The 16,439-nt window shown below is 72.8% G+C and carries 17 protein-coding genes; 5 read left to right on the forward strand and 12 right to left on the reverse strand.

Features of this window, described 5'->3' with window-relative positions; all coding sequences use genetic code 11:
* The first annotated feature begins 107 nt into the window (after positions 1-107).
* The 3 genes from ftsY (at position 108) to E2C05_RS18765 (ending at position 2,457) form a co-directional block, all read left to right on the forward strand.
* A complete protein-coding gene (ftsY, locus tag E2C05_RS18755) occupies positions 108-995 on the forward strand; it encodes a signal recognition particle-docking protein FtsY (protein ID WP_133221198.1) in 888 nt (295 codons plus the stop codon).
* Positions 996-1,090: 95 nt separating this feature from the next.
* The gene (locus tag E2C05_RS18760; protein WP_133221182.1) at positions 1,091-1,663 is read left to right on the forward strand and encodes a peroxidase-related enzyme; all 573 of its coding nucleotides are present in this window, start codon (positions 1,091-1,093) and stop codon (positions 1,661-1,663) included.
* A gap of 5 nt (positions 1,664-1,668) precedes the next feature.
* Positions 1,669-2,457 (forward strand): creatininase family protein, encoded by a 789-nt coding sequence (locus tag E2C05_RS18765; protein WP_133221183.1) that lies wholly within the window; start codon positions 1,669-1,671, stop codon positions 2,455-2,457.
* 247 nt (positions 2,458-2,704) lie between these two features.
* Here the strand turns inward: E2C05_RS18765 and E2C05_RS18770 are convergent, their stop codons facing one another.
* From E2C05_RS18770 to E2C05_RS18800, 7 genes are all read right to left on the reverse strand, one after another.
* Positions 2,705-3,076, reverse strand: a complete 372-nt coding sequence (locus E2C05_RS18770) for a hypothetical protein (RefSeq protein WP_133221184.1) — start codon at positions 3,074-3,076, stop codon at positions 2,705-2,707.
* The gene (locus E2C05_RS18775; RefSeq protein ID WP_133221185.1) at positions 3,076-3,624 is read right to left on the reverse strand and encodes an NUDIX hydrolase; all 549 of its coding nucleotides are present in this window, start codon (positions 3,622-3,624) and stop codon (positions 3,076-3,078) included. The genes E2C05_RS18770 and E2C05_RS18775 overlap by 1 nt, the downstream gene beginning before the upstream one ends.
* A gap of 114 nt (positions 3,625-3,738) precedes the next feature.
* The gene (locus E2C05_RS18780; protein WP_133221186.1) at positions 3,739-3,957 is read right to left on the reverse strand and encodes a hypothetical protein; all 219 of its coding nucleotides are present in this window, start codon (positions 3,955-3,957) and stop codon (positions 3,739-3,741) included.
* A 169-nt stretch (positions 3,958-4,126) separates the two neighbouring features.
* Positions 4,127-5,320, reverse strand: a complete 1,194-nt coding sequence (locus E2C05_RS18785) for a phosphoglycerate kinase (protein ID WP_133221187.1) — start codon at positions 5,318-5,320, stop codon at positions 4,127-4,129.
* 313 nt (positions 5,321-5,633) lie between these two features.
* Positions 5,634-6,650 (reverse strand): type I glyceraldehyde-3-phosphate dehydrogenase, encoded by a 1,017-nt coding sequence (gap, locus tag E2C05_RS18790; protein ID WP_133221188.1) that lies wholly within the window; start codon positions 6,648-6,650, stop codon positions 5,634-5,636.
* 40 nt (positions 6,651-6,690) lie between these two features.
* The gene (gene tkt, locus E2C05_RS18795) at positions 6,691-8,721 is read right to left on the reverse strand and encodes a transketolase (protein ID WP_408901623.1); all 2,031 of its coding nucleotides are present in this window, start codon (positions 8,719-8,721) and stop codon (positions 6,691-6,693) included.
* A 258-nt stretch (positions 8,722-8,979) separates the two neighbouring features.
* Positions 8,980-9,963: an alpha/beta hydrolase-fold protein gene (locus tag E2C05_RS18800; RefSeq protein ID WP_240046785.1), complete on the reverse strand. Its 984-nt coding sequence runs from the start codon at positions 9,961-9,963 to the stop codon at positions 8,980-8,982.
* Positions 9,964-10,110: 147 nt separating this feature from the next.
* Here E2C05_RS18800 and E2C05_RS18805 point away from each other — a divergent pair, with 147 nt between their 5' ends.
* Positions 10,111-10,869 (forward strand): VIT1/CCC1 transporter family protein, encoded by a 759-nt coding sequence (locus E2C05_RS18805; RefSeq protein ID WP_133221191.1) that lies wholly within the window; start codon positions 10,111-10,113, stop codon positions 10,867-10,869.
* A 13-nt stretch (positions 10,870-10,882) separates the two neighbouring features.
* Here the strand turns inward: E2C05_RS18805 and E2C05_RS18810 are convergent, their stop codons facing one another.
* From E2C05_RS18810 to E2C05_RS18820, 3 genes are all read right to left on the reverse strand, one after another.
* Positions 10,883-11,260 carry a rhodanese-like domain-containing protein gene (locus E2C05_RS18810; RefSeq protein ID WP_133221192.1) on the reverse strand — a complete coding sequence of 126 codons (378 nt, stop codon included), beginning with the start codon at positions 11,258-11,260 and terminating at the stop codon, positions 10,883-10,885.
* 34 nt (positions 11,261-11,294) lie between these two features.
* Positions 11,295-11,693 (reverse strand): MAPEG family protein, encoded by a 399-nt coding sequence (locus E2C05_RS18815; RefSeq protein ID WP_133221193.1) that lies wholly within the window; start codon positions 11,691-11,693, stop codon positions 11,295-11,297.
* A 127-nt stretch (positions 11,694-11,820) separates the two neighbouring features.
* The gene (locus E2C05_RS18820) at positions 11,821-12,297 is read right to left on the reverse strand and encodes a YbaK/EbsC family protein (RefSeq protein WP_133221194.1); all 477 of its coding nucleotides are present in this window, start codon (positions 12,295-12,297) and stop codon (positions 11,821-11,823) included.
* A 10-nt stretch (positions 12,298-12,307) separates the two neighbouring features.
* On the opposite strand from E2C05_RS18820, the gene hemW reads away from it, so the two are divergent.
* Positions 12,308-13,462 carry a radical SAM family heme chaperone HemW gene (gene hemW / locus E2C05_RS18825; RefSeq protein WP_240046786.1) on the forward strand — a complete coding sequence of 385 codons (1,155 nt, stop codon included), beginning with the start codon at positions 12,308-12,310 and terminating at the stop codon, positions 13,460-13,462.
* Positions 13,463-13,607: 145 nt separating this feature from the next.
* Here hemW and E2C05_RS18830 read toward each other — a convergent pair whose 3' ends face one another.
* Together E2C05_RS18830 and E2C05_RS18835 are read right to left on the reverse strand one after the other, a co-directional pair.
* Positions 13,608-14,156, reverse strand: a complete 549-nt coding sequence (locus tag E2C05_RS18830) for a DUF3159 domain-containing protein (RefSeq protein ID WP_133221196.1) — start codon at positions 14,154-14,156, stop codon at positions 13,608-13,610.
* 212 nt (positions 14,157-14,368) lie between these two features.
* On the reverse strand, positions 14,369-16,439 hold a 2,071-nt coding region (locus E2C05_RS18835; protein WP_133221197.1), incomplete at its 5' end, for a mechanosensitive ion channel family protein.

Below are 16,439 nucleotides of genomic sequence, written 5' to 3' on the forward strand. Positions count from 1 at the left end.
CCGCCGCGGCCGATGCCGGGCCGCCGCCGCCGCCCGCCCCTCCCGCGCCGGCGCCGGCAGCGGAACCCGCCGCGCGGGGCGGCTGGTTCTCCCGCCTTAAGGCCGGGCTGTCGCGTTCCACCGCCAAGCTGACCGAAAGCGTCACCACACTCTTCCGCAAGCGCCGCCTGGACGAGGAGGCGCTGGAGGAGCTGGAGGAGACGCTGATCGCCGCCGATCTCGGCGTCGCCGCATCCCGCCGGATCGTCGAGGGCTTCCGCAAGACCCGCTTCGGCAAGGAGGTGACGGACGAGGAGGTGAAGGGCGCGCTGGCCGACGCCATCGCCGAGATCCTCTCGCCCGTCGCGCAGCCCATGCCGCTGGACCCCGGCCACGCGCCGCATGTGGTGCTGGTGGTCGGCGTGAACGGCACCGGCAAGACCACCACCATCGCCAAGCTCGGCCAGCAATACCGGGACCAAGGGCTGTCCTGCGCCTTCGTCGCCGGCGACACCTTCCGCGCCGCGGCGGTCGAGCAGCTGCAGATCTGGGGCGACCGCACCGGCTGCCGCGTGCATGCGCCGGCGAAGGAAGGCGCCGATGCGGCGGGCCTGGCCTTCGATGCGCTGAAGGCGGCGCGGGAGGACGGCACGCAGGTGCTGCTGGTGGACACCGCCGGCCGGCTGCACAACAAATCGGCGCTGATGGAGGAGCTGCGCAAGGTCGTCCGCGTCATCAGGCGGGTGGACGAGACGGCGCCGCATTCCGTGCTGCTGGTGCTGGACGCCACCACCGGCCAGAACGCCATCCAGCAATGCAAGGTGTTCGGGGAGATGGTGAACGTCACTGGCCTGGCGGTCACGAAGCTGGACGGCAGCGCCAAGGGCGGCGTGGTGGTGGCGCTCGCCCAGGAATTCGGCCTGCCGGTACATTTCGTCGGCGTCGGCGAGAAGGCCGGCGACCTCAGGCCCTTTGAGGCGCGCGACTTCGCCCGCGGGCTGATGGGGCTGGACTGAGCGGCCGGCCGGCGTAGGGTCGCGGCACGGGGGGCCGGCCCGCGGCCCGCCCCGCAACGACGATCCGCGGCCGGACCGCGGAGGGAGTATCCGTCATGGCCGCCGCGCCCATCAGCCGCTACCCTGTCCCGAAGCTTGCCGACCTGCCGGCCGACATCCGCAGCCGGATCGAGACGGTGCAGGAGAAGTCGGGATTCATCCCCAACGTCTTCCTCATGCTCGCCTACCGGCCGGAGGAATTCCGCGCCTTCATGGCCTATCACGACACGCTGATGGACAAGAAGGACGGGCTGAGCAAGGCGGACCGGGAGATGATCGTCGTCGCCGTCTCCGCCCACAACCAGTGCCAGTACTGCGTCATCGCGCATGGCGCGATCCTGCGCATCCGGGCGAAGAACCCGCTGGTCGCCGACCAGGTGGCCGCCAATTTCCGCAAGGCCGACATCACGCCGAAGCAGAAGGCGATGCTGGAATTCGCGCTGAAGGTCACCCAGCGCGCCAACGAGGTGGAGGAGGCCGACAGCGCCGCGCTGCGCGACCACGGCTTCACCGACGACGAGATCTGGGACATCGCCGCCATCGCCGCCTTCTTCGGCATGTCCAACCGGCTGGCGAATTTCACCTCGCTGCGGCCGAACGAGGAATTCTACGCCATGGGCAGGGGCTGACCGCGATGGCCGAGCTGCGCTGGGAAAGGATGACGGGGCCGGAGCTGAAGGCGCTGGCGGCGCGCGACGCGCTGGCGGTGCTGCCGATCGGCAGCCTGGAGCAGCACGGGCCGCACCTGCCGGTCTGGACCGACAGCGCCTGCGCGCATGCGATCGCGCTGCGCGGCGCCGCCGCGGCGGGCGACCTGCCCGTCGTGGTGCTGCCGCCGATGTGGATGGGCCTGTCGGAGCACCATTTGCCCTTCGGCGGCACCATCACGCTGGACCACGCCACCTTCCACGCCGTGCTGCGCTGCGTGGTGCGGTCGCTGCTGGCGGACGGCTTCCGCAGGCTGCTGATCGTCAACGGCCATGGCGGCAACATCGACCCGCTGGCGGTCAGCACGCGGGAGCTGGCGGTGGAATTCGGCATCCCCGTGGTGGTCACCACCTGGCCGAACCTGGCGCCGAAGGCGATCGGCGAGATCCTGACGACGCAGCCCGGCATCCAGCATGCCTGCGAGGGCGAGACCAGCCTGTGGCTGGCGCTGGACCCGGCGCAGGTGCGGACCGACCAGCTGGAAGCGGCGATCTCCAACCCGCCGCCCAACCCGCCGGCCGGCATGGTGCGCTTCTGGTCCTTCGAGGAGCGGGCGCCGCGCACCGGCGTGCGCGGCGACCCGCGCGCCGCGACGGCCGAGAAGGGCGAGGCGATCCTGGCCGCGGTGACCCAGGCACTGGCCGCCGCCATGCGCGACCCGGCGCTGTGGAGCACGCCGGACGATGTCTGGTCCGCGGGCCGGGCGCAGCGCTGAAGGCCGGCGGGCGACCTTCGGCGCCGGAAGCGGCGACGCCGCGGCGTTTCGCTGCGGAGCGAAGCGATGCGCCGGATCCGCCGCGATCCGCGCCGGGCCCCGGCCGGCCACCCGTGGCCGGTCCCGCGCGCCGGTCATGGGACCGGGTCGCGGCGCGGGGTGAAGGGCGCGCCGCCCGACGCCGCTCCCCAGGCGATGGCCTGCGGGGACCCGCCCGTGCCGATGGACCGTCGAACCGCCTGCGGGGTCAGTAGGAGAAAGGCGCCTGCAGCCGCACGCCCGGGGCCGGGCGGAACAGCTTCTCCTCCAGCAGGTCGGGGCTGCCCTGGTCCACCTGGCCGCGGCCCGGCATGTTGCGGTTGATGATGCTGGGGTTCAGCCGGGCCCGGTCTTCCTCGACCACCCGCGGGCCCTCGCGGTTGCGATCTGGGATCGGCGCCAGGCTGGATTGCGGCAAGGTGCCCGACTTGGTCGGCTGCGGAATGGAAGGCTGCTTGGTGATCTCCAGCGCCGGCGGCTTGCGGCTGCGCTGAGCCTGGGCGGGCGCAGGCGCGAGACAGACGGTCGCGATGGCCGCCAGGCCGCCGAGCAGGCCAGGCAGCAGCCCCCGCCGCGGCATCAGAACCTAGCTTGCCGGGGCATGGGACTGGTGCCGCGAGGATCCTCCGGCGGGTTCATGGCCGGCAGCCCCAGCGGACGGTCCGCCGTTTCCCGCCAATGGCGCAGCGCCCAATGGACCGAGGGGAAGGCGATCTCGCCCCAGGGAATCTCCTCCCAGGCGAAGAGGCGGACCTCCAGGCTTTCCGGCCCCGCCTCGAAGCCTGGTGTCTCGAACCCCGCGCGGAAGATGACCTGCACCTGGCCGATGCGGGCGATGGAATAGACCGCCAGCACGCCCTCCAACGCGATCCGGGCCCGGGCTTCCTCCCAGGCCTCGCGGCGGGCGCCTTCCTCCACCGTCTCGGCCAGTTCCATGTAGCCGGCGGGCAGGGTCCAGAAGCCGCGGCGCGGCTCGATGGCGCGGCGGCAGAGCAGGATGTGCCCGCCTTCGGAGACAACGCTACCAACGACGACCTTCGGGTTCTCGTAGGCGACGAAGCCGCAATCGGGGCAGGTCAGGCGTTCCCGGTCGTCGCCGGGCGGAACGGTGCGGACGAAATCCGGCATGCCGACGACGATGCGCGGCGCCGCGCAGGGGCGCAAGGGGCGCGCGGGGTCGTCACGCGATCCGCCGCCCGGCGTCGCCGCGGAACCGTGGCCGCGGGCGCGGCAGCGCCGGCGTCAGACCCGCAGGTCGAGCAGGGAGCCGCGCGGCAGGGGCTTGCCCGGCTGCGGCGGCACGGCTTCCAGCGGCCGCTGCGGGGAGGCCTGGCTGGCGGACTGGCCGCCGACCGGCGCGCCGGGGGCGACGCCGCGGACCGGGATAGCATCCCCTGGCCGGCCCACCGGCGCCGTGCCGACCGATGGCGTGAAGGCGCTGAGGGATTGGGTGGCGATCATGCGCAGGATGATAGGCGCCAGCGACGAATCGACGGTTAAGGCCACCCGCCGTGGCGGGCGGGCCGGGCCGGGGGGGCGGGCGGGGCTGACGCGCATGGCCGCAGCCTGCGCCACCCGCCCGTTAACCTTCCAGTAACCAGTGGTTGCAAAGCGCCCGGGACGGGGTCCCTCAGCCCTCCAGCGCGGCGACGCCCGGCAGGGTCTTGCCTTCCAGCCATTCCAGGAAGGCGCCACCCGCCGCCGAGACATAGGTCAGCCGCTCCGCCACCCCGGCATGCTTGAGCGCGGCCACGGTGTCGCCGCCGCCGGCAATGGATTTTAACCCGGCCGACTGGGTCAGCGCCGCCACCGACTGCGCGACGGAGACGGTGGCGGTGTCGAAAGGCGGCGTCTCGAAGGCGCCGAGCGGGCCGTTCCAGACCAGGGTGGAGGCCTGGCGCAGCCGGCCCTCGATCGCCGACACGGTGTCGGGCCCGACATCCAGCGCCATCATCTCGGACGGCACATTGTCGATGCCCACCGTCCGGGTCGGGACATTGGCGGCAAAGGTGGCGGCCACCACCAGGTCCAGCGGCAGCAGGATCTCGCAGTTGTTGCCCTTCGCCTCCTCCAGGATGGCGCGGGCGGTGTCGTGCATCTCGGCTTCCTGCAGCGACTTGCCGACGGCATGGCCCTGGGCGGCCAGGAAGGTGTTGGCCATGGCGCCGCCGATGACCAGCACATCCACCTTCTTCGTCAGGTTGCCCAACAGGTCCAGCTTGGTGCTGACCTTGGCGCCGCCGACGATGGCGACCACCGGGCGGGACGGGCTGCCGAGCGCGGCGTCCAGCGCCTCCAGCTCCGCCTGCATCAGCCGGCCGGCATAGGCCGGCAGCAGCCGTGCCACGCCCTCGGTGCTGGCATGGGCGCGGTGCGCGGCGGAGAAGGCGTCGTTCACATAGGCATCGGCAAGGCGCGCCAGCCCCTTCGCCAGCTCGGGGTCGTTCTTCTCCTCCCCGGCCTGGAAGCGGGTGTTCTCCAGCAGGATGACGTCGCCGTCGCGCATGGCGGCGGCGGCCGCCTCGGCCTCCGGCCCGACGCAGTCCTCGACGAAGGTGACCGGGGTCCCCAGCGCCTCGGCCAGCGCTTCCGCCATCGGCCGCAGCGACATCTCCGGCACGCGCTTGCCCTTGGGGCGGTCGAAATGGCTGCAGACGATCACCCGGCCGCCCTTCTCCGCCAGCTCGCGGATGGTCGGCGTCAACCGCTCGATCCGGGTGCGGTCGGTGATGCGGCCGTCCTTCACCGGCACGTTCAGGTCGGCGCGCAGCAGGATGCGCTGGCCCTGCGGGGAGAGCTTGTCGAGCGTGCGGAAGGCGGCCATGGGCGGATCCTCGGCGTTTGGGGCGGGCGCTGAACCATTGTTTTCGAAGCATCCTCACGTGCCCAGATGATGCCATCTGGGCACGCTCTGCTCCGGGGACGGGCGGCGCCGGCGTGGCGCCCCTTTTTCACTGCCAAACGCGCGACGTCCAGACAGGGTGCCCCCCGATGCCTGGAATGCGAAGGGGGCGGGCGCCGCCCGGCACCCGCCCCCCGCGTCAGGCGATGGCGTCCCGATGGGTCAGGGCGGGTCGCGGCGCGACGGCCGCGCCGCGTCGATCCGCCCCGTCATCGGGGAACCGCCGCGTGCCGGCCTACAGCTTGCCGAACAGCGCCATCGTGTCGGACATGCGGTTGGAGAAGCCCCACTCGTTGTCGTACCAAGACAGCACGCGCACTAGGCCGCCATCGACCACCTGGGTCTGGGTGGCGTCGAAGGTGCTGCTATGGGCATCGTGGTTGAAGTCGATGCTGACCAGCGGCGCGGTGTTGTAGCCGAGGATGCCCTTCAGCTCGCCCTCCGCCGCCGCCTTCATCGCGGCGTTCACCGCCTCCTTCGTCACGCCTTCCTTCTTCGGCACGAAGTCGAGCGAGACGAGCGAGACGTTCGGCGTCGGGATGCGGATGGCGGTGCCGTCCAGCTTGCCCTTCAGCTCCGGCAGCACCAGGCCCACCGCCTTGGCGGCGCCGGTCGAGGTCGGGATGGCGGACACGGCCGCGGCGCGTGCGCGGTGCAGGTCCTTGTGGAGGGTATCGACGGTGTTCTGATCGCCGGTGTAGGCATGGATCGTGACCATGTAACCCCGGAGGATGCCGAAATTGTCGTGCAGCACCTTGGCGATCGGCGCCAAGCAGTTGGTGGTGCAGGACGCGTTGGAGATGACGGTCATCTCCTTCGTCAGGACGTTGTGGTTCACGCCGTAGACGATGGTCGCGTCGGCATTGTCGCCGGGGGCGGAGATGACGACCTTGCGGGCGCCGGCCTGCAGCAGCGCGCTCGCCTTCTCCTTGCTGGTGAAGATGCCGGTGCACTCGGCGGCGACGTCCACGCCCTGGAAGGGCACCTTGGTCGGGTCGCGCTCGGCGCTCACGGTGATGGGCGCATAGGTGCGGCCATTCGCCTTCAGCAGCAGCTTGTTGCCCTCGACCCCGACCTCGCCAGGGAAGCGGCCATGCACGCTGTCGTAGCGCAGCAGGTGCGCATTGGCCTCGACGCTGCCGAGGTCGTTGATCGCGACGATCTCGACATCATCGCGCCCGCTCTCGATGGCGGCGCGCAGCACCAGGCGCCCGATGCGCCCGAACCCGTTGATGGCGACCTTCACGGCCATTGTCGTCTTCCTTCTTCCCGACAGCTTGCTGGATATAGGCCTACCCAAGCCGCTTTTTGACGGCCGCCACCACCGCCTCGGCGGTGATGCCGAAATGCCGGAACAGGTCCTCGGCCGGGGCCGAGGCGCCGAAGCCAGCCATCCCGATGAACATCCCCTCCGGGCCCAGCCAGCGTTCCCAGCCGAAGCCGATCGCCGCCTCCACCCCGACCCGGAGCGCGTTGCCCAGCACCTCCTCTCGGTAGGAGGCATCCTGGGCGGCGAAGAGTTCCCAGCAGGGCAGCGAGACGACGGCGGTGGCGATCCCGCTGTCCTCCAGCGCCTGCCGCGCCGCCAGCGCCAGCCCGACCTCCGAGCCGCTGGCGATCAGCGTGGCCCGGCGGGGCCCCGAGGCCTCCGCCACCACATAGCCGCCGCGGGCGCAGCGGTTCTCCCCGGCATCGGCCCGGAAGGCGGCGAGGTTCTGCCGGGAGAGGGCGAGGACCGAGGGGCCGTCCGCCCGCTTCACGGCCAATTCCCAGCACTCGGCGGTTTCCATGGCATCGCCCGGGCGGAACACCGCCAGGTTGGGGATGCAGCGCAGCCCGGCCAGCGTCTCCACCGGCTGGTGGGTCGGCCCGTCCTCGCCCAGCCCGATGCTGTCATGCGTCAACACATGGATTACCCGCTGGCGCATCAGCGCCGCCAGGCGGATGGCCGGGCGCATGTAGTCGGCGAAGACCAGGAAGGTGCCGGAATAGGGGATGATGCCGCCATGCAGCGCCATCCCGTTCATGGCCGCCGCCATGCCGTGCTCCCGCACGCCCCAATGGATGTAGCGGCCGGCGAAATTGCCGCGCACCACGGACGGGATGCCCTTCACGTTGGTGTTGTTCGACCCCGTCAGGTCGGCCGAGCCGCCCACCATCTCGGGCACCGCCGGCACCAGCGCCTCCAGCGCCTTCTGGGAGGAGACGCGGGTGGCGAGCTTCGGCCTGCCCTCGGCCAGGGAGGCGCGCAGCGCCGCCAGCGGCTCGTGCCAGGCCTCGGGCAGCTTGCCGGCCATGGCCCGCTCGAACTCCGCCCGCATCGGGTGCTTCGCCAGGCGCTTCAGCCAGGAATGGCGGGTGCCGCCGCCGCGGCGGCCGGCGGCGTTCCAGCGGTCCCGGATGCCTTCCGGCACCTCGAAGGGCGGGTGGTTCCAGCCCAGCGCGCTCTTCGCCGCCTCCGCCTCGCTCGGCCCCAGCGGGCTGCCATGGCTGCCGGCGGTGCCGGCCTTGGTGGGGGCGGCGAAGCCGATGATGGTGCGGCAGGCGATCAGCGTCGGCTTGCGGCTGCGCGTCGCCCAGGCCAGCGCCGCCTCCACCTCGGCCGAGTCATGCCCGTCAACCCGGCGCACCGCCCAGCCATAGGCCTGGAAGCGCTTCAGCGTGTCGTCGCTGAAGGACAGCCCCGTGTCGCCGTCGATGGTGATGCTGTTGTCGTCGTAGAGGACGCAGAGCTTCTCGAGCTGCAGATGGCCGGCGAGGCTCGCCGCCTCGTGGCTGATGCCTTCCTGCATGCAGCCATCGCCGGCGATCACCCAGGTGCGATGATCCACCAGGGACTTGCCGAAGCGCGCCGCCAGCAGGCGTTCGGCCAGCGCCATGCCCACCGCATTGGCGATGCCCTGGCCGAGCGGGCCGGTGGTGGTCTCGATCCCCGGATGCTCCCCGAATTCGGGGTGGCCGGCGGCGGGGGAATGCAGCTGGCGGAAGCGCTGCAGCTCCTCGATCCCCATGCCCGCATGCCCGGTCAGGTGCAGCAGGGCATAGAGCAGCATGGAGCCGTGCCCGGCCGAGAGCACGAAGCGGTCGCGGTCGGGCCAGCGCGGATCGGCGGCGTCGAATTTCACGAATTTCGTGAACAGCACGGTGGCGGCGTCGGCCATGCCCATGGGCATGCCGGGATGGCCGGACTTCGCCTTCTCCACCGCGTCGATGGAGAGGGCCCGGATCGCGTCGGCCATCCGCCGCTCCTCCGTCGCCGGCCGCGCCAGGATGGCGGCCTGCGCCGCCAGGGCGGGGTTGGGGGCGTCGGGGCTCAGGGCGATGCTTGCCAAAGCGAAGGTCTCCGGATGGCCCGCGCCCTATACGTCCCTCGGCCGGGGGCGGCAACCGCGCGCCCGGCCCGGCGGCCGGCCACGGCGATCAGGCCTGCGTGGCGTCCCGGCCCCGGCCGGACGCGGCGCGCGACGTCATGCGGATGCGCACGCCGTCCCGAACGATGGATCGGCGGGTGGATGCCTGCCGCCCGGCGATCCACCCCGGATCCTGTCCGATCCAGCGCGTCGCAGGCGCGCCGCGACGGCTCAGCGCATCAGGCCCTTCGCCGCCATCCAGGCCTGGATGCGGCCGGCGATCTCGTCCGAATTGGTGTCCATCATCAGCATGTGGGAATTGCCGCGGATGCCCTCGGCCGGCAGGTCCAGCGTGTCCGCCGTGCCGCCGGCGGCGCGGATCTGGCCCTGCCAGCGGTCGATGTTCTGCCGGATCCGGGCCCAGAAGGCGTTCTCCGCGACATGGTCGCCCCAGACGACCAGGTGCGGGACGTCCTTCAGCCGCGCCGCCTCCGCCGCTTGCGGCGGCGCGCCGGAGGGCTCGATGGCGATCAGCGCCTTCACCTTGTCGGGCGCCGTCAGCGCCGCGGTGAAGCCGAAATTGCCGCCCTGGCTGTGCACCATCACCACGCAGGGGCAGGCGGCCTGCACATAGGCGTCATAGGCCGCCTGGATCTGCCGGTCCGTCGTCACCCAGCGCGGCACGCCCTGCTTCATGAACTGGTCCCAGTGGGCCAGCGGGAAGCGGCTGTCTGGGTAGGCGACGCGCCGCGCCGGGTCGCGGTTCCAGCCGGCCTGCTCGCCCAGGCGGAACAGGCCCCAGCCCTCGCCCATGGTGCGGAACACCGGCTCGCCCGCCAGCACTTCCGGGAAGCGGGCCCAGCCGCTGCGGCCGCGCTCCACGGCGTCGGAAACCCAGACATCATGGCCCGCCCGCAGGAAGGCCATCTGCCAGCCCGGGCGACCATCCGGCGTCGTCTCCCAGGTCACGCCCGTCAGGCCGCCGCCATGCCAGAGCAGCAGCGGATACCGCGCCCGCGGGTTCGCCAGCTTCACGTACTGGGCGTACATCTGCTCGACCTGGAAGTCGCCGTTCGGGTTCATCCGCAGCGGCGGCGACCCGGGGGAGAAGGTGATCTCCCGCTCCGGCAGCCCCTCGATGGTGGCGACGCGGCCGCCGACATGCAGGCTGCCGATCTCCCGCACCTGCAGGGGTTCCTGGGCGAAGGCAGGCATGGCGAGCACGGCCGCCAGAGCGGCCGCGATCCGAAGGCGTGGCATGGGTTTCCGTCCCCGATGGTCGTTGCGGGAACCCTGGCACCTCCCGCCTCCGCCGGAAAGCCGGGTGGCACCCCCCTTCGGCGGCGCGGTATAGCTCCAGGCATGGAGACCGCCACCGCCGCCCCCGCGCCCGCGCCCTATCGCGAAGGCCTGCCGCCGCAGCCGCCCGGGCCGCCGGATGGCGAGCAGCACTTCACCAGTTCCGAGACGGTGCGCGACCTGGTCATCGGCATGGCCGATGGGCTGACCGTGCCCTTCGCCCTGGCCGCCGGGCTGTCCGGCGCGGTCGCCGCCAACCCGCTGATCGTCACCGCGGGCCTGGCCGAGATCGCCGCGGGCTGCGTCGCCATGGGCCTCGGCGGCTACCTCGCGGCGCGGACCGATGCGCAGCACTACCAGGCGGAGCGGAAGCGGGAGGAGCAGGAGACGCTCGACTACCCCGACCGCGAGAAATGGGAGGTCGCGGCCATCCTCCACCGCTACGGCCTGCGGGGGGAGGTGCTGCAGCGCGCGACGGACGCCATCGCGTCCGACCGCAAGCGCTGGGTGGACTTCATGATGCGGTTCGAGCTGGAGCTGAGCGAGCCGGCGCCGGGCCGGGCGGCGCAATCGGCGGCGACCATCGGCGGCGCCTATGTGGTCGGCGGCCTCATCCCGCTATCGCCCTATATCCTGCTGGCGGAGACCGGGCTGGCGCTGGCCTGGTCCTCCGCGCTGACCGGCATGGCGCTGTTCGGCTTCGGCTGGCTGAAGGCGCGGGCCACCGGCCTGCCGCCGCTGCGCGGCGCGGCGCAGACCCTGGGGATCGGCGGCCTCGCGGCCGCCGTCGCCTACCTGGTGGCGAAGCTGGTCGGCGGGTGAGCGCCGCCGGGCCTCAGCCCTTCTGCACCTCGCCCCCGGCCTCCACCCAGTCCTTGAAGCCGCCCAGGTTCCGCACGTCCTTGTAGCCGAGCTCCTGGAGCAGCTTGCCGGCCAGCGCGGCGCGGCCGCCGGAGGCGCAGTAGGTCACCACCACCGGCTTCTGGAAGGCCGGGTTGCGGTCCGGGCTGTCCGGGTCGGCGCGGAATTCCAGCAGCCCGCGCGGGATCGGCAGCGCACCGGGGACGGTGCCGCTGGCGGCCAGCTCCGCCGGCTCCCGCAGGTCGATGAACACCGCCTCGCCCTTCGCGTGCAGCGCCTTCGCGTCCTGCGCGGAAATCCGCGGCACGGCGGCATTCGCGGCGGCGAGCATGTCCTTCACCGTGGTCGGCATGGCGTCCCTCCCCTGTCCCTTGGATGGCGGCAGCCTATCCGAAGGCGTCTCCGAGGACGAGGCCGAGCAGCGCCGCGGCGCCGACCCCCAGCACCGTGAAGGTCAGCGCCATGCCGATGGTGCGGAAGCGGAACACCTCAGGCTCCTGGCTGATGCCCCAGGCATGGCTGACGCGGCCGATGACCAGGGCGGTGCCCAGCGCGTGCACGCCCCAGGCCGGCAGCCCCATGCCTTCCAGCAGCGCCAGCAGGATGAGGCCGAGCGGGACATATTCCGCGCAATTGCCATGCGCCCGCACCGCCCGCTCCACCAGCCGGTGCGGCGCGCCGAGCGCGACCTGGTAGCGCCGGCGCATGCCGATGACGCGGATGGCCAGGGCCAGGAACAGGGCAGCGAGAAGCGCGGCATAGAGGGCGGTGGCGGGCAGCGGCATGCTCGGGCTCCTCCGTAGGATGCGGCCGTGATCGGCAGCACAACAAACTCCGGCCCGGCCCGCCACCCAGGCCTCCTGCGGCCGCGGCCATCCGGCTGGGGGCCGGCGGCGCGGCTGCGGCCCAGGCTCAGCCCTCCGCCACCTCGGCGACCTGGCCGCCCGACAGGCGCAGCAACTCGGCCGGGCTGGTGGCGAAGACATGCATGGGCGACCCGGCGGCCGCCCAGACCTGGTCGAAGCCCAGCAGGTCCCGGTCCAGCAGCACCAGCGGCGGCGTCAGATGCGCCAGCGGCGCGACGCCGCCGATGGCGAAGCCGGTGACGTCCCGCACCCAGCCGCCCTCCGCCCGCCTCAGGCTCTCCCCCAGCGCGGCGCCGGCCTTGCCCATGTCCACCCGGTTGGCGCCGCTGGCCACCACCAGCACCGGGCGCAACCCGGCGCGGAAGACGATGGACTTGGCGATCTGCGCGACGGCGCAGCCCACCGCCGCCGCGGCCTCGGCGGCGCTGCGGGTGCCCTCGGGGAAGGCTTGGATGGTGTCGGGATGGCCAGCCGCCAGCAGCGCCGCCCGCACCCGTTCGACAGAGGACCCCGGCGCGCCCATATCCATCCCCGTGACCGAACCGCTCGCCCTCTACATCCACTGGCCCTTCTGCGCTGCCAAGTGCCCCTATTGCGACTTCAACAGCCATGTGCGGGACGGCGTGGACCAGGCCCGCTGGCGCGCCGCCCTGCGGCGCGAACTGGCGCGGGAGGCGGCGCGGGCGGGCCGGCGGCCGCTGGCCTCCATCTTCTTCGGCGGCGGGACGCCCAGCCTGATGGCGCCGGAGACGGTGGCGGCGCTGATCACCGAGGCCCGCGCGCTGTTCGACGCGCCCGCCGACCTCGAGGTGACGCTGGAAGCCAACCCGACCAGCGTCGAGGCCGCGAAGCTGGCCGGGTTCCGCGCCGCCGGCGTGAACCGCCTCTCGCTCGGCGTGCAGTCGCTGGAGCCGGAGGCGCTGCGCTTCCTCGGCCGGAAGCACGACGTGGCGCAGGCGGTGGCGGCGCTGGAGGCGGCGCGGGCGCTGTTCCCCCGCCTGTCCTTCGACCTGATCTATGCCAGGCCCGGCCAGGCGGAGGCGGCCTGGCGGGAGGAGCTGCGCCGTGCCCTCTCCCTCGCCGCCGACCACCTCTCGCTCTACCAGCTGACGATCGAGCCGGGCACGCGCTTCGCGACCGAACATGCCCGCGGCGCCTTCGCCCTGCCGGAGGATGACGATGCCGCCCGTCTCTACTGGGCGACGGTGGAGGAGGCGGCGCGCTTCGGCCTGCATCCCTACGAGGTGTCCAACTACGCCCAGCCGGGCGCCGAGAGCCGGCACAACCTGGCCTATTGGCGCTATGGCGACTACCTGGGCATCGGGCCCGGCGCGCATCAGCGGCTGACGCTGGACGGCGCCCTGCTGGCGGCGCGGCGGCATCGCGCGCCGGAGGAATGGTTGGCGCGGGTGGAGCGCGACGGCCATGCGGCGACGGAGGAAGAGGCGCTGGCGCCGGAGGACCGGGCGCGGGAGGCCCTGTTGATGGGCCTGCGCCTGGCCGAGGGCGTGGACCCCGCCCGCCTGCTGGCCCGCAGCGGCCGGACCCTGGCCGAGGCGGTGGACCCGGCGATGCTCGCCGCCTGCCTGGACGAGGGCTACCTGGAATGGACGCCCGGCGGCCGCCTGCTGGCGACGGCCGAGGGGCGGATGCGGCTCGACGCCATGCTGCCGGTGCTGCTGCGCTGAGGCGCCGCCCCCGGGGCGTGCCCGCACGGGGCGGCGACGCGTCCCGGCGGGTCCTTTCCGTCCCTGCGGCATCGGCTGCGCCTGCGTCCTGGCCGGGCCGGAGCTTCCCGCGCTGATCCATCGCCGGTCCCTGTGCCGGCACGTCCTACCGCGCCGCGCTGGCCTTCACCCGGTCCGGGTACCAGCCGGTGAACTTCACCGCCCCGACCAAGGCCAGGACGATGGCGGCGATGCCGATGCCGCGCGGCACGCCCGGCAGGAGGAGCAGGACCAGCTCGGCCGCGACCATGACGGCGAAGGCCAGCGCCCAGACGGCCGTGACGACGAGGTTGGCGCGGCGGAATTCCGGCGTGTCCCAGAGCTGGGGCGGGACGCTTTCCCGGGCATATTGCAGCGTGAAGGGCCGGCCCAGCGCGATCGAGGCGAGCACGATCGCCAGCAGGCCGGCATCCACGGCCAGCCTGACGCCGATGACCGACCAGGCCGGCTGCCCCAGCAGCGCGACCAGCGCCAGGGCGCCGAACAGCAGGGCGGTCCCGATCTCGAGCAGCTTGGCCGACCGGCCGGCGACGCGGTCGCGCAGCAGCAATCCGGCCGAGACCCGGGCGCCCGCCAGGAGCCCCGCCGTCGGGCCGGCCAGCCGCTCGACCAGGGCGAAGGCGATGAAAGGCGCGAATGCCAGCAGGATGCCCATGCCGCGTCCCCGATGCCGGTGCCGGTCATCGCCGCGGCCACCCGCAAGCCCGCCCGCAGCCTGCGGCGCTGTCGCCGATCAACGACGCAAATGCGACATTCCGGCCGGGCCCGCCCGGGTTTCCGCCTCAAACCGCTGCGAGGCGCCGCCGGCCGCGCCGGCGATGCCTGGCGTATCGGGCGGCGCCCGGCCGGGGCGCCACCCGCGCTACCTTACTGCGCCGCCTGCGCCAGGTCCGGATCCGGCGCGCGCGGCTCCGGCGGCCGCTCCACCAGCACCATGGGCTGCGGCCGGGGGATCAGGATCCCCAGCTCCTCGAAGCGCTGCTTGATCCGGCGGTTGAACTCCCGCGCCACCGGCCAGCGCGATGCCGGTTCGGTCTTCACCCGGGCGCGGATCGCCACGCCGTTGTCGGCCAGCTTCTCCACGCCCCAGACATCGATGTCGTCGCGGATCAGCGGCTTCCACTTGGCCTCGGCGCGGATCTCCGCGCCGATCTCCTTCAGCGCCGCCACCACGCGGTCGGTGTCCTCGGAATAGGCGACCGTGATGTCCAGCACCGCGAAGGCGAAGTCGCGCGTCATGTTGGTCACGGTGGTCACCGCGCTGAAGGGCACGATGTGCACGCTGCCATCGGTCGCCCGCAGCTTGATCGAGCGGATGGACAGGTGCTCCACCACGCCGGACAGGCCGCCGAGCTGCACCACGTCGCCCACCGCCATCGCATCCTCGAGCAGCAGGAAGATGCCGGTGATCACGTCCCGCACCAGGGTCTGCGAGCCGAAGCCGATGGCGACGCCGACCACGCCGGCGCCGGCCAGCAGCGGCGCCACGTTGACGCCGAGCTGCGAGAGGGCGTTCAGCACCACGAAGACCAGCATCACCGCGCCGAGCACGGTGCGCAGCATGGGCAGCAGCGTCCGCACCCGGGCGCTGCGGGCGGCGTGGCTGTCGCGCGACAGCCGCGTCAGGCGCCGCTGGATGGCGGAATTCGCCACCTCCCACACCACCAGCGCGATCAGCAGCGTCATGGCGATGGAGGCCAGCGTGTCCAGCAGCCGGCGGCCGAGCGTCCCGGCCTCGAACCAGCTCAGGCTGTTGAAGCCCCAGGTCTCCAGCAGCAGCACCAGCGCGGCGAAGCCGAGCAGGGCGGAGATCAGGCTCTTCAGCAGCGGCACGTATTGCGCCGACCGCGCCGCCATCCCGGGGAAGCGCCGCGCCATCTCCGGCCCCGGATGCAGCACGCGGTCGAGCGACCAGATGATCGCCTCGTCCAAGGCCTTGGCCAGGCCGACGATCACCACCGTCAGCACCGTGCCGGTCGCCAGGCGCTGGAAGCCGTTCTCCAGCGCCAGGGCCCAGACCACCCAGCAGGCGACCAGCCAGAGGATGACGACCACGTGCCAGATATCCGCCAGCTGGTCGCGGGCGCTGCGCAGCAGGTGGCGGGTGCCCGACGCATCCTCCCCTTCCGCCAGCGGGTCGGCCCGCAGCACCGTGGCCACCGCTTCCCGCTGCTGCAGCACGATGCGGGCCAGCAGCAGGGAGATCACCAGAAGCGTGACGTTCAGGATGGCGTCGTAGGCGGACCAGGGCATGCCCAGCAGCAGCCCGGCCTCCGCCAGGGTGTAGCCAGACAGGCCGACCAGCATCAGCCGCCGCAGCCAGCGGATCCCGGCCGCGGCCGCCGCGTCCGGGCAGGGGATCAGCCGCAGGTGGTTGGAGGCGGGGGAGAGCAGCATGCGCGCCACGGCGAAGGCGACGCGGGCGCCCATATAGGTGTGCGCCATCATCAGCCCGACCAGGCGGGTGGTGGGCAGCGGGTTCATCAGGCCGAAGACGCCATAGACCGCCAGGCCGAAGGCGCTGATCGGCAGCAGGTCCAGCAGCAGCCGGCCGACCACCAGCGGCACCCGCTTCAGCCAGGTCCAGGGCGTGCCGTCGGTGTCCGGCGCCGCGGCATCCAGCCAGCGCCGGCCGGGCGTGACCGCCCGCACCAGCAGGTATTCCGCCAGGAAGCCGAGGCCGAACAGCGCCAGCAGCTTCCAGGCGGCATCCAGCAGCCGGGCCTGGGAGACGGGGTCGCGCACCAGGCCTTCCAGCGCCGACCAGAGCGCCGGCAGGTCGGCCATGGTCTGCACGCTCTCCAGCACCTCGTCCGAGACGGTGCCGATCCGGTCCGAGAGGCCCGAGAGCAGGGCGGCGCCCACCGTGTTGGGGGCGATCAGCGGCTCGGCGGCCGGGGCGGCGGGCGCGGCGCCCGCGGCCGGCGCCGGCGCGGGC

Source organism: Paracraurococcus ruber, from assembly GCF_004353985.1.
Lineage (GTDB): Bacteria > Pseudomonadota > Alphaproteobacteria > Acetobacterales > Acetobacteraceae > Paracraurococcus > Paracraurococcus ruber.